Consider the following 12746-nt stretch of genomic DNA (forward strand, 5'->3'; position numbering starts at 1 on the left):
GGTAGGGTTGGTTAGCAAGGAGCATGAAGAGTACCAACTACCTTACCGCTACGATGTTACTTAGGCATTAACAGATTACCTGTTAACACCTTTATAAAAATGCAAGGAGCAAAACGATGAAAACGACGTTTCTCAGCACGCTGATTATTCCTACTTTTATTGCTGTCGCAGGCGTTGCCCAGGCGAGTGATGACAATCAGACTGGTATGGAAGCCTCTTATCTGACCCATGCGCCGGAAGGCACTTTTCACGCAGATTCCCTAACCGGTAATCAAGTAAAAAGTAGCGTTGAAAACGATGAAGACATCGGCACCATCAATGATTTAATCATTGATGAAGATGGGCAAATTAATGCCGTTGTGGTGGGCGTTGGTGGTTTCCTTGGTATGGGCGAAAAAGATATCGCCATTGAGTGGGATTCGCTTGAACTTACCAAAGATGAAGATAACGACGATTACATTATTACGGTAAATGCATCCGAAGAAGCGCTGCAAGATGCCGAAGAATATGATCGTGATCGTGACAATGACCTTGAAACAGAGCGTGATACAGAGCTAAATAACAGCGAGAATGACGACGAGTAATACTCGTTATTTAAGCATCGTTCGCCAAGGTAATGGACCGCGGTGCTCTACAGGGCCTTGCTAACAACAAGGCCCTTGTCATGAGCGCTGTCCTGAACGCTATTTAACTTAAAAAAACCGTAAAAAAGCGCTGCCTGCTAGCAGCGCTTTTTGGTGTTATCTGGCGTTCAAATCATCCCTTTAATGTTGCTTCCATGGTTATGTCAGCATTTAATACTTTGGAAACAGGGCAGTTCGCTTTAGCCGTTTCAGCGGCTTCTTGAAAAGCAGCATCATCGGCACCGCTTACGCTGGCAACAACGTCCAAATGAATACTGGAAATATCGAAGCCTTCAGCACTTTGTGAAAGCGTTACGCGAGCATTAGTATCAATAGCCTCAGCGGTAAAGCCTTTCTCTCCAAGAATCATCGAAAGCGCCATTGAAAAACAGCTTGCATGGGCAGCGCCAATTAACTCTTCTGGGTTGGTGCCGGGCGCACCTTCAAAGCGCTGTTTGAACGAATAGCCAGCATCCAATGCTCCACTTTCCGTCGCTACATTACCCTGTCCTTCTTTAAGGCCACCTTCCCAGCGTGCACTTGCTTTACTATCCATTACGTTCTCCTTTCCTTTGATAGTTAGCGTCAACTCGTTTTCAGGCCACATACACTGTAACCATTAACACACTCAGCGTAGCTGATTCTATCACTGATGCCGAATTCAGCCCTTAGCCAGACTGAATTAAGGGGCAGGCTGTATGGCAGCCACGTCGCTTAAGCTGTTTTCCATTGAGCGAATTGAGCGTTCTTCCCGCTCTTCAATCGGGTCATTAATATCAATTTTTAGCTCAACACGGCGATTAACTGCGCGTCCCTCAGGCGTCAGATTTGACGCAAGAGGCTTCGTATCAGCAAAGCCTTGTATCATCAACCGCTCAGCAGAAAGTGTTTCAGTAGATACGAGTATGTTGGCAACGGAAGATGCACGCAGAGCAGCTAGATCCCAATTGCTTCGAAAACGAGAAGTGCTAATTGGCACGTTGTCCGTATGTCCCTCAATCGAAATCGTTCCAGTGACGGCAGCTAATACCGTTGCCAGCTCTTCTAACAGTTCAGCAAACGCAGGCGTAACCTCAGCATTACCTGACCCGAAGGTGCCCTGCTCAGCAATTCTGACCACCACACGAAATCTATCAACTTCTATATCGGTGACACCTTCTAACGACGATGTTTTCAATAGCTCTTCCAAGCTAGCGGCTAACTGTAGAGTACGTTGCTGTCGCTGCGCCTCAAGCATACTGCGCATAGACTCCAGCTGCGGCTGCTGTTGGGTAGTCCGCTGACGTACTTCATCTAGTAAGGTACGGTCCGGTACAGCGGGAGAGAACTGTTGAAACACCGCGCTAGTACCCATGGGTATCTGCGTTGCCTCCACTTCGCGCTGTACGCCAAAGGCTTTTGATAACTCTTCGGCAACACGACGAAATTTTTCAGCATCGATTTCTGCAAACGACAATAGCAACACAAAGAAGCATAACAACAGCGACATTAAATCCGCGTATGTCACCATCCATGCAGGAATGTTTGTCTTCTTTTGAGCCATGGACTACGTTCGCTCAGCAGCAGCGTTGGTATCGTTCGAGCTTTTCACACTGCGATGCTCAGGTGGTAGATAAATAGTCAGCATTTGTTCAAGTACACGCGGATTCTTATCGTTTTTGATAGCAATCAGAGCGTCAATCCATAGCTGCTGCATTTTTGCTTCCTGCTTCATCCGCACCCATAGTTTCTCGGCGATAGGATTGGCAATCATCGTTGCAATCATGGCACCGTATAGTGTGGTTAATAAGGCAACGGCCATGGCAGGTCCGATCAACGAGGGATCGCCCATATTGGAAAGCATTTGTACCAAGCCAACCAGTGTGCCAATCATCCCCATTGCAGGTGACACTTCTCCTAACGCTGAAAACACTTGGCCGCCAGCCTCATTACGTTCCAAGGTGAGCAAGCGCTCCTTTTCGGTCATGTCCTTAATCATTTCGGCGCTATAGCCGTCGGCTAGCATTTGTAGGCCTTTCTTGAGAAACGGGGAATTTACCTCTTTGTTCTCCAAGGCAATCATACCCTCGCGTCGGGCTACTTTTGCCAGTTCAACGAGCTCTTCAATACTATCTTTAACGCTAGGTAGCTGAAATTTAAATGCCCGCGCCGCTGCTTTGAAGGCAAATTTAAATTGGGTAATACTAAACTTTGCCAGCACCACAAACAGGCTTCCCCCAACTACCAGCAGCAGCCCAGTGGGGTTCATAAACACCTCTGGAGAGGTGCCCAGGATTACAGAGGCCCCCACTAAAACAGCAGCCCCTACCAAACCTATTAGCGTCGCGAGATCCACGGCCTTTCCTCAAGAATGTAAATAAATGCTAACGTACAATTTGCCGAGACAGTAGAGTTTCATTGCATTAGCGTCAACGTCAAATCTATAACATTACAAAGATTGACAATTTCTCACTCTGCTTTTTTAGCAAAAACTGGTATGCAAGTAGCCGTTTACATTCGCTTTCTTAAAAATTCTCGCTAAGCTAAGCGCTTCAGTTTCATTCTCTCTGTCATGCCCATTACTACAAAAACTGTCACTGCCCATTTAAGGACACTTCATGTCGTTGGCCGATGCACTGCGTTTGCTGCTACTTTCTTCCCTATGGGGGCTATCGTTCATATTTATGCGCGTGGCTGCACCGGAATTTGGGCCTATTCCACTCGTATTAATAAGAATGGGAGTGGGCGCATTACTCTTAGTGCCGCTACTGCTAAGCCTTCGCTATCTAACGCTTATTTGGCAGCATAAAGGATCGTTATTGATACTTGGCATCGTTAATCATGTGCTGCCTTTCTCGTTGCTAGCGTTAGCCACCACTCGCCTAGAAGCAGGGTTCACCTCTCTTATTAACGCCACTACACCAATTTTTACCGCGTTATTAGGCGCTTCCTTTTTTGCCACCCCCATCCAACGCCAACAATATCTAGGGCTAGCCCTGGCACTGCTTGGTGTCTATGTGTTGTCGGCTAATCGGCTAGATTTCACTCTAGGGGGCGACGGCTGGTTTATTGTTGCCGTACTGGGTGCGACGTTCTGTTATGGAATTGCCGGTAACTACTCGAAAACCCGCTTGAGTCATCTCCCCAGCCGAGTATTAGCGGCTGGCAGCAGCGCAATGTCAGCATTGGTGTTATTAATACCCGGTCTGCTGCTCTGGCCTAGCGAGCCTGTCAGCATGCTCGCCTGGGGCAACGCACTGGCGCTGGCGATGCTAAGCACCACACTAGCGTTCCTGCTTTACTTTGGGCTATTAGCCAGCGCAGGCGCTACCGCTACGTCAACCGTTACCTTTTTGATTCCTGTTAGCGCGCTGTTGTGGGGGTACTTGCTGCTTAATGAAACGCTTAGCCTTCAAGTGGTGACTGGCATGGTCATTACCCTAGCAGGCACCGCCATTGCTACCCGACTATTAAGGTTTAGGTCTCGCGGTGTGTTGACACCACCTCGTCCCCCACACGAATAGTACCCTCTTGCCCTGCGGTTAACGTGGCGTTTTGGCCAAAATGCGCGCCTTTAAGGTGAGGCTGAGTATTCAGAGAAAGCAGTGTTTTCAGTGGTTCTGCCTGCACCGGTACGGTACCGGTTTGCTGGTCAACCGTGGTAACTTTGCAGCGCTGACAGGGTTTGCGTAGCGTCAGCTCATAGCTACCTTGACTTGCGAGTGTGGCCCACTGGTCTTCCGCCCAAGCATCATCACAATCAATTACAATATTCGGCCGAAAACGATTCATCGGCACAGGGGATTGTCCACTGGCAACCAGCGCTTGATTCAAGGCGTCCAGAGAGCCGGTGGTGGCTATCAGGAAAGGGTAACCATCAGAAAAGTAAGTATGGGCCTCGCCTCCCGCCAGAAAATCCTCTTCAACAGTACGGGTAAATTCAGTAGCGAAGCGCACCAAGCTGATGCCTTGCGCTTGCTCACCTAACGCCGCCATCAGCCAGTGCGATACGTCTTCGCTTTCTGGCAGTGCTTTACAGTGGTCGTTCCACACTTTCACAAGCCGCAAATTACCTTGGGGATCTTCAAGGGGAATCGCAATCGGTTCTACCTTAGGGTGAGAGAGCACCAGTGCTTGATCGGTTAATTCAACCGCGATGGTGGCAAGCTCTGGTAGCTGGCGCTGGGTGACAAAACGCTGCTGAGCATCCACTAACATCCACCGGCGATCCCAGGCCAACCCATGGCCATGGAGTTTACTTTGAGCAACATTAATTCCCTTCAGAGATTTAACCGGATAGACGGTGAGCTGGGTAATTTTCATGGCAGTTTCGCACTCAATATGGCTTTTCTTTTGATGGATTTTTCATGGCCAAGCTTTAACCACTAGCCTATCCAGTTTGCCAGTTCGCCGCTAGCGACTCAGCGACTAAAGCGTTTTACCCACCTCAATCCGATACCCCAAGTCCATCACTTGGTGTTCAACTGATTCGCCACGAATACGTGACAGTAGCGTTTTCGCAGCCGCTTCACCAATAGCTTGCCGAGGGGTAATAACGCTGGCAAGACGCGGTGTCATTGCTTGACCAACATCGTGACCATGAAACCCGGCAATTGCCATCTGTTCGGGAACCTTAACGCCATGGCGTAAACACTCAAAGTAAGCGCCCACCGCAACATCGTCGTTGGTGCAGAAAATACTGTCAGCGCTGGGATGATCACGCTGAATTTCCTGCATGAGTGCTGCCCCGACACTATAGGAAGAGCGCTGACTGCTCTGTAGCGTTATCGGCGTTAACCCCTGCTCCTCCATGGCTTGGCGGTAGCCTTGTTCACGCTGGCGTGTCCGCTCATCTAGACGCACAGCCAGATAAATCACCTGGCGCCTGCCACGGCGAATCATCTCACTCACCATCTCGTAAGCGGCCTGCACGTTATCGTAACCTACCGCTTGCTGCAGTGGCGGGCGACGGGTATCCATAATTTCCACAATAGGAATACCCGCTGTCTCCAACATCCGCAGGCTACGCGGCGTGTGATCGCGATCAGATAAGATAACGCCATCCACATTGTAAGAGAGTAACGAAGCCAAGCTGCGCTCTTCCAGCTCAGGGCTGTAACCATAGTGAGAAAGCATCAAGTGATAGCCTGCGGGTTCGGTGTACGCTTCGATACCCACAATGACATCGGCAAATACTTGGTTGGTTAGCGATGGCACTAACACGCCAATAGAGTGGCTAGTAGCCCGAGAAAGCAGATCTGGTGCCCGGTTGGGAATATAGCCAAGCTGTTCAGCAACGTTGAAAATACGTTCGCGAAGCCCTTCCGATACCGTATCAGGAGCCCGCAAACAGCGGCTGACGGTCATTTTTGTCGCGTCAACGCGATCAGCAATATCTTGTAATGTCGGGCGTTTTTTCTTCAATGGCGTCACTACTTGTTCTGTTAAACACGTAAGCCTGTTAACTCTCTCTTAACAACACGGCTTTCTTAACGGCACAGAGGCCACACCATAGCGAATAGTGCGGCCCCATCCTAATCTTAAGCCTAATGAACGCGTGTTTGGGGCGCTAGCGTTACCGTAAAGTGCTTGACAATCTCGCGAGGCGATAGCGCAATGGAGACGGATACCGCTTCATCACTGCTTGGCGGCTCTAAATCGGCAAGCTGACTCGCCAGCATATTATCACCTTTAAAGAAGTGCCCCGGCCTGGTTTCTAAGCGTTGACGAAGAAGTGCATGGCTGCCCTCTAGATACAAAACACTCAGCGCAGGGTCACCTTCGCGCAGCCGGTCACGATAGCGTTTTTTAAGGCCTGAACAGGCGATGACCACAGATTCATTACGCGCTTTATACGCGGCGAACAAGTCAGCAAGCGTTGCCAACCAGTCACGACGATCATCGTCATTAAGCGGCGTGCCGCTGGCCATTTTAGCCACATTCGCCGGTGAATGATGGTCGTCACCGTCAATGAATGTTGCGCCCAGTTCTGCTGCTAACTGTTGTCCGATATGAGACTTCCCTGATCCAGAAACGCCCATGACAAGAATACGATGTGATGGCTTATTCACTCGATACTCCTATCAATTGCCGCGCACGGCGGTGAGATCAGGCAGCCAAGTAACGATGCCAGGGAACGCAATTAGCACTACCAGAACAACGATCAAGGCGGCGTAGTAAGGCAGCATGGCTTTTACCAGAGATTCCATAGACACCTTGCCGACACCACACCCAACGTACAGACAGGTGCCCACCGGCGGGGTTAACAGCCCAATGCCTAAAATAAAGGCCATTAGAACACCAAAATAAGCGGCATCGACGCCTACTGATGTCACGATTGGCGCAAGCATTGGTGCCATAATCACCATGGCTGGTGTTAGGTCCATTACAAACCCCACCAACAGCAGTAGCCCCGCTACAATCAGCAGCAGCAAAAACGGCTCCTGGGTAATCGCCTGTACTTGGCGCACTAAGGTTTGCGGCACCATATTAATGGTTAGAAACCAAGCAATTACGGTGGCAAATGCCAATAACATCATCACCATGCCAGTGAGCCTTGCGGTGCGAATTAACATTCCACCTAACTCACTGAGCTTAAATTCACGGTATACCAGCAGAGAAATAGCCAGCGAGTAGAGCAGCGCAGCAACGGCAGCTTCGGTGGCAGTAAACACACCACCAATAATGCCGCCAATCACGATCACCGGTAGCACCAGCGCTAACCAGGCATCTTTAAAGGCTTTCCATAACCGATCCCAGCGGAATTGGCGCACGCCGCCACCCTGCTTGCTCGCCAGAATAAAGGTGGTCACCATTAGCGCGGCGCCAATTAACAGGCCAGGCACAATCCCCGCGATAAATAGGCGACTGATCGACGTCTCGGTCACAATGCCATATAAAATAAGCGGTATAGATGGCGGAATAATAATGCCGATCACCGATGACACGGTGTTAATCGCCGTGGCATTTGCGGCGGTGTAACCTTGCTGTTTCATCGAGGGGATCATCATCGCGCCGGTCGCTGCGGTATCCGCAACCGCCGAGCCGCTAATTCCGCCAAAAAACATCGAACCGGTAATGGCTACCTGGCCAAGCCCACCGCGCATAAAGCCAACCAATGCGCCTGCAAGCTCCATCAAGCGTCGGGCAATGCCCCCGTTGCTCATCACTTCGCCGACAAGAATAAAGAACGGAATCGCCAGCAGCGGAAAGCTATTCACACCACGAATTGACTGCTCAATCATAATCGATAGCGGGATATCAGAGAGCACCGCCATGACTAAGGCTGCTACCCCTAGGCCAAATGCAATCGGCAAACCAATCACAATAGATGCCAATAAGATGGCTAGAAAAATCCACAGCATGATTAACGCTCCCCTGGTAAGTCAGCCGATTGGCGATGTGGTTGACGGATAACCCCCACGCTGACCCACATACGCCAGAGCGATACCGCCGCGATAAAAATGACGCACAACACCAACGACAGGCTTACCAAACTTAACGGCACCCCCATGATGGCGGAGCGACCGCTTGAGCGCGTGAGCACCTGATAACCGCCCCAAATCATCACCAGCATGAGCCCAGCAATAATTAGGTGTTGTAAGAAATAGAGCATGTGCGCGACACGCAACGGTAAACGCCTCACCAGCGCATCGACAGCAATATGCTCATAGCGAGCAAACGCCGCCGCGGCACCGATAAAGACCAGCCAAATAAACAGCATGCGCGCCAACTCATCGACCCAGGGCAGTGAATGGTTGAACACAGAGCGGCCGACGACATTACTGGAAACTGCGACAATCAGCGCCGCTAAAATAGCGCCAATCAAATACTCCATCGCAAGGGTTAACCATCGGAACAGCGCAGGCCCCTGGCGAGTCTCAGTATCAAGCTCAAGTAGTTTGCGATTAGGATCATTCAAATAAACCGACGGGTCTTCCAACACTGGCGCTTTCGAGGTCACCGCGTTTGGGGGAGTAGAGGAGGTAGTCATAAAAACTCCGAGGGGCACTGACAAGTCGGGCAGGCGTGTGTGCCTGCCCGATGGAGCGCTATACGTTGCAGATTAGTTGCTGCTGTCTTCCACGATTTGCTGGATTTCAGCAATCAAGTCTTCACCGATGCGCGGCGCCCACTCTTCATAAACAGGCTGCACGGCGTCTTGAAAAGCGGCTAACTGCTCATCATCTAAGCGGGTAATTTGCATACCGCGTGCTTCTAACTGATCACGCGACCAGTCGTCATACTCGGCAGAAAGCTGGATTTCGTACTCAGCCGATTGGCGAGCGGCTTCCTGCACCAGTGCTTGATACTCAGGCGCCATGCGGTCCCAGGTGCGTTCGGAAAGCATCATGATAAATGGCGTATAAACGTGGCGGGTTTCGGTGCCGTAATCCTGCACTTCGTTGAAGTTAGAAGTCAGGATGGTGCTCCATGGGTTTTCCTGGCCATCTACCACGCCTTGCTCAAGCGCCGAAAATAGCTCGCCGAAGGCCATTGGTGTTGGGTTGGCACCTAACGCTTCCCAAATTGCCAAGTGAACCGGATTCTGCATGGTACGTACGCTTAAGCCGCGAACATCCAAGCCAGCCACATCTTCAGGTGATTCAACGGGCCGCGCGCTGTTAGATAGCTGGCGGTAGCCGTTTTCAGAGAACGTTAGCGCCTTCAAGCCTGTGCCTTCAAACGCATCTAGCATTTCCTGCGCCACATCACTTTGCATAACAGCGATCGCTGCTTCACGGCTCGGTAGCAAGAAAGGAAGGTCAAACGCAGAGAGCGCTTCAACGTATCCAGTCGTTGCCGAGCTTGAAGGGTAGGTCATATCCAGCGTACCGGTTTGCAGCATTTCCATCATCTGGACATCGTCGCCCAACTGGCTGTTGGGGAAAACATTGACCGTAATACGGCCATCGGTGCGTTGCTCAAGAATTTCACCGAAGTACTGGCTAGAGAGAAACTGCGGCGATGTTTCGGACAGGCCAATGCCCATACGCAGGGTGTGGCTTCCGTGGTCAGCCACGACGTCGCCTTCAATGGCAGGCGGGTCAGAAAGTTCTGGGCTTTGAGCGTGTGCCATGCCGAAAGTCAGGGTGGTCGCACCGACCAGAGTAAGGGTGCTGCGCCAGATTGTTGTCATGACGTTATCTCCAAAAGAGTCGTTGTTGTTGGTTGGCTATTTACTGTAAGGCTATCGAATCGATATCGGCCATCAGGCTTGTGATTTGTGTTCCAATAAATTGTTACCGGTAACATTCGATAGGTGAAGGCTAGCTATCGCAGCACGTGGTGTCAAAACAAAACGTCCAACTTACGACCAACGTCTAGGGATGGCCTCACATTGCCTCGCACGCTACATTACACGTTATGCATCTTGTTCTGGAGTCGACATGCCAGCGTTAGCCCCTTGTAGCGAATTAGAGCTAGATCACCAGCTCTGCTTTGCGCTCTATTCAACATCGCTGATGATGACCAAAGTTTATAAGCCTCTGCTCAAAGAGCTAGGACTCACTTACCCGCAATACCTCGCCATGCTGGTACTCTGGCAAGAAGATGGCCTTACAGTAGGCGCCCTAAGCAAGCGCTTACTAACAGATCCTGGCTCGTTAACGCCGCTACTAAAACGGCTTGAAAGTGATCAGCTGCTTATCCGGCAACGTAGTCTTCACGATGAACGTGTCGTTGAATTATTTCTGACAGATAAAGGCCGCTCGCTTCGTGAACAGGCGCGCCACATTCCCAGCTGCGTCGTCAACGCCAGCGAAAAATCAGTAGAAACCCTCAACCAGTTAAAAGAGGATTTAGTTCAACTGCGCGAAAGCTTACAAAAGGTCAAGTAACCCGCTGAACCTAGCAAACCACTACTTGTTTACCACTGCCTGTTTTAAGGCTATTTACTTGCGCACAAAATAAAGCTGCACTAAATTAAAACACCAAGCACAAGCTTGGCCCATAACAACCACTTATAGGAAATGATTTATGTCTATTGAAACTGTTGCTTACCGCGCGCACGCCCACGCTACTGGTGGCCGTGAAGGTCACGTTAAATCCTCTGACGGCGCACTAGATGTGACGCTCAGCACACCTAAAGAGCTTGGTGGCGCAGGTGGCGAAGGCACTAATCCCGAACAGCTGTTTGCTGCAGGCTACTCTGCTTGCTTCCTAGGCGCACTTAAGCACGTCGCCAGCCAGGAAAAAGTCAAACTTCCCGACGATACCCAGATTGATGGCAGTGTAGGTATCGGCGCTATTCCTACTGGTTTCGGCATTGAAGTTGAGCTAAAAATTAGCTTGCCTGGTTTGGAAAAAGACGTTGCCCAAACACTCGTCGACAAAGCCCATATTGTTTGCCCCTACTCCAACGCTACCCGCGGAAATATCGATGTCACACTGACGCTGGTTTAATTACCTAGCGCCCACTCCACCGCTTTGCTTGCGTGCAGAGCGGTGGTGTCATAAAGGGGTATTTGGGTGTGATGTTGCTCAACCAACAGCGCTATCTCTGTACAACCGAGTATCACCGCCTGTGCGCCCTGCTGATGTAGCGACGTGATAATATCTAGATAACGCGCACGCGATGCGTCGTGAATTAGGCCATGGCAAAGCTCATCGAAAATGATCTGGTGCACCTCGGCACGTTCTTGTTCGTTAGGGATAACGACATCAATCCCAAAGCGCTCTTTTAGGCGTGCCTTGTAAAACGCTTGCTCCATCGTAAAACGGGTGCCTATTAACCCAACCCGAGTTACGCCATCACGCTGACATTTTTCCCCGGTAGCATCGGCAATATGTAAAAAAGGAATCTGAATAGCGGACTCAACCGCAGGCGCGACGTTGTGCATGGTATTGGTAGCCAACAGTAAACATTCTGCCCCAGCTTTTTCAATGCGTTTGGAAGCGCTTGCGAGTAACTGGCCAGCAGTTTGCCAATCGCCCTGTTGTTGCAGCGTTTCTATTTCAGCAAAATCAACACTTATCATCACAATCTGCGCTGAGTGAAAACCGCCAAGAGCCTTATTAATCCCTTGGTTTAGCGCCTGATAATAGCTTTGGGTCGACTCCCAGCTCATACCGCCTAATATGCCAATAGTCCGCATAAAACTTCTCCATGGTAACTAACTATTTATTATCAGGCTAATAACCCGCTATCCTTTTAGCAGCGTTATACAGCCCGCATAAAGACTGACCATAACGATTAGGCAGGTACACAACATCGGGTGAGTCGCTGCACCGCCCCTTTTTACTTGATTAAGATAGAGGAAAACATGAGCGACAACACAACCTATACCCCACCGCGCGTTTGGAAATGGGAAGCTGGTAACGGCGGAGAGTTTGCTAACATCAATCGCCCCATTGCTGGTGCGACCCACGAGAAAGTACTGCCCGTGGGTAAGCATCCGCTGCAGCTGTACTCTCTTGCAACCCCAAACGGCGTAAAAGTCACCGTAATGCTCGAAGAGCTGCTGGAACAGGGCATTAAACAAGCGGAATACGACGCTCACCTGATACGAATAGGCGAAGGTGATCAGTTTGGCAGCGGCTTTGTTGAGGTTAACCCCAACTCTAAGATTCCAGCGCTAATGGATCACAGCACCACCCCGCCCCAGCGGGTTTTTGAGTCAGGTGCGATTCTGCTTTACCTGGCCGAGAAATTTGGCGCGTTCTTACCCAACGACCCGGCTAAGCGCACCGAGTGCCTATCCTGGTTATTTTGGCAAATGGGCAGCGCGCCTATGCTTGGCGGCGGCTTTGGTCACTTTTATGCTTACGCACCTGAAAAATACCAGTACCCGATTGATCGCTATACCATGGAAGTGAAACGTCAGCTGGATGTACTGGATCGCCACTTAGCGGATAACCGCTTTATGGCAGGTGATGAGTACACCATCGCAGATATGGCGATTCATCCATGGTATGGAGCACTGGTCAAAAACCGCGTGTATGAAGCAGCTGAGTTTTTAGAAGCCCATACCTATCAGAACGTTTTACGCTGGACAGAGGAGATTGACGCACGCCCTGCCGCTCAACGTGGACGGATGGTTAATCGCACCTGGGGAGAGCCTAGCGAACAGCTCCACGAACGCCACAATGCCAGTGATTTTGATCACAAGACCGAAGACAAGCGTTAAGTCCGCAAGCAGTATG

The 12746-nt window shown here is 50.4% G+C and carries 15 protein-coding genes; 5 read left to right on the plus strand and 10 right to left on the minus strand.

The genetic code is table 11. The features are described 5' to 3' along the window. Positions 1–116 precede the first annotated feature (116 nt). Positions 117–584 carry a PRC-barrel domain-containing protein gene (locus M0220_RS02930; RefSeq protein WP_264018620.1) on the plus strand — a complete coding sequence of 156 codons (468 nt, stop codon included), beginning with the start codon at positions 117–119 and terminating at the stop codon, positions 582–584. Between the two features lie 172 nt (positions 585–756). On the opposite strand, the gene M0220_RS02935 is transcribed toward M0220_RS02930, so the two are convergent. The 3 genes from M0220_RS02935 to M0220_RS02945 all read right to left on the minus strand — a co-directional run bounded on the left by M0220_RS02935 (position 757) and on the right by M0220_RS02945 (position 2958). Then, positions 757–1179 carry an OsmC family protein gene (locus M0220_RS02935; RefSeq protein ID WP_030070101.1) on the minus strand — a complete coding sequence of 141 codons (423 nt, stop codon included), beginning with the start codon at positions 1177–1179 and terminating at the stop codon, positions 757–759. Between the two features lie 126 nt (positions 1180–1305). Then, positions 1306–2166 (minus strand): flagellar motor protein MotB, encoded by an 861-nt coding sequence (locus tag M0220_RS02940; RefSeq protein WP_264018621.1) that lies wholly within the window; start codon positions 2164–2166, stop codon positions 1306–1308. Between the two features lie 3 nt (positions 2167–2169). Next, positions 2170–2958 (minus strand): MotA/TolQ/ExbB proton channel family protein, encoded by a 789-nt coding sequence (locus M0220_RS02945; protein ID WP_030070099.1) that lies wholly within the window; start codon positions 2956–2958, stop codon positions 2170–2172. Positions 2959–3220: 262 nt separating this feature from the next. Here M0220_RS02945 and M0220_RS02950 point away from each other — a divergent pair, with 262 nt between their 5' ends. Next, the gene (locus tag M0220_RS02950) at positions 3221–4126 is read left to right on the plus strand and encodes a DMT family transporter (RefSeq protein WP_264018622.1); all 906 of its coding nucleotides are present in this window, start codon (positions 3221–3223) and stop codon (positions 4124–4126) included. Here M0220_RS02950 and M0220_RS02955 read toward each other — a convergent pair. From M0220_RS02955 to M0220_RS02980, 6 genes are all read right to left on the minus strand, one after another. After that, a complete protein-coding gene (locus M0220_RS02955; protein WP_264018623.1) occupies positions 4080–4925 on the minus strand; it encodes an MOSC domain-containing protein in 846 nt (281 codons plus the stop codon). The genes M0220_RS02950 and M0220_RS02955 overlap by 47 nt on opposite strands. Positions 4926–5030: 105 nt before the next feature. Further along, positions 5031–6026 carry a gluconate operon transcriptional repressor GntR gene (gene gntR, locus M0220_RS02960; RefSeq protein ID WP_030070095.1) on the minus strand — a complete coding sequence of 332 codons (996 nt, stop codon included), beginning with the start codon at positions 6024–6026 and terminating at the stop codon, positions 5031–5033. A gap of 122 nt (positions 6027–6148) precedes the next feature. Beyond that, the gene (locus M0220_RS02965) at positions 6149–6673 is read right to left on the minus strand and encodes a gluconokinase (RefSeq protein WP_264018624.1); all 525 of its coding nucleotides are present in this window, start codon (positions 6671–6673) and stop codon (positions 6149–6151) included. A gap of 12 nt (positions 6674–6685) precedes the next feature. Continuing rightward, positions 6686–7966: a TRAP transporter large permease gene (locus M0220_RS02970; RefSeq protein WP_009722466.1), complete on the minus strand. Its 1281-nt coding sequence runs from the start codon at positions 7964–7966 to the stop codon at positions 6686–6688. Positions 7967–7968: 2 nt separating this feature from the next. Beyond that, positions 7969–8595, minus strand: a complete 627-nt coding sequence (locus M0220_RS02975; protein ID WP_264018625.1) for a TRAP transporter small permease — start codon at positions 8593–8595, stop codon at positions 7969–7971. A gap of 72 nt (positions 8596–8667) precedes the next feature. Next, positions 8668–9741 (minus strand): TRAP transporter substrate-binding protein, encoded by a 1074-nt coding sequence (locus tag M0220_RS02980; RefSeq protein ID WP_030070087.1) that lies wholly within the window; start codon positions 9739–9741, stop codon positions 8668–8670. Positions 9742–9991: 250 nt separating this feature from the next. Here M0220_RS02980 and M0220_RS02985 point away from each other — a divergent pair, with 250 nt between their 5' ends. Then, entirely contained in the window at positions 9992–10441 is a 450-nt protein-coding gene (locus M0220_RS02985; protein WP_030070085.1) for a MarR family winged helix-turn-helix transcriptional regulator, read from the plus strand. A gap of 139 nt (positions 10442–10580) precedes the next feature. Next, a complete protein-coding gene (locus M0220_RS02990; RefSeq protein WP_264018627.1) occupies positions 10581–11006 on the plus strand; it encodes an organic hydroperoxide resistance protein in 426 nt (141 codons plus the stop codon). Here the strand turns inward: M0220_RS02990 and M0220_RS02995 are convergent. Next, the gene (locus M0220_RS02995) at positions 11003–11698 is read right to left on the minus strand and encodes an aspartate/glutamate racemase family protein (protein ID WP_264018628.1); all 696 of its coding nucleotides are present in this window, start codon (positions 11696–11698) and stop codon (positions 11003–11005) included. The two genes, M0220_RS02990 and M0220_RS02995, sit on opposite strands and share 4 nt — an antisense overlap. Positions 11699–11866: 168 nt before the next feature. Between M0220_RS02995 and yghU the strand changes: the two genes are divergently transcribed. Continuing rightward, positions 11867–12730 (plus strand): glutathione-dependent disulfide-bond oxidoreductase, encoded by an 864-nt coding sequence (gene yghU / locus M0220_RS03000; protein WP_264018629.1) that lies wholly within the window; start codon positions 11867–11869, stop codon positions 12728–12730. Positions 12731–12746: the final 16 nt, after the last annotated feature.

It is taken from the genome of Halomonas qinghailakensis (genome assembly GCF_025820815.1).
GTDB classification, from domain to species: domain Bacteria; phylum Pseudomonadota; class Gammaproteobacteria; order Pseudomonadales; family Halomonadaceae; genus Vreelandella; species Vreelandella qaidamensis.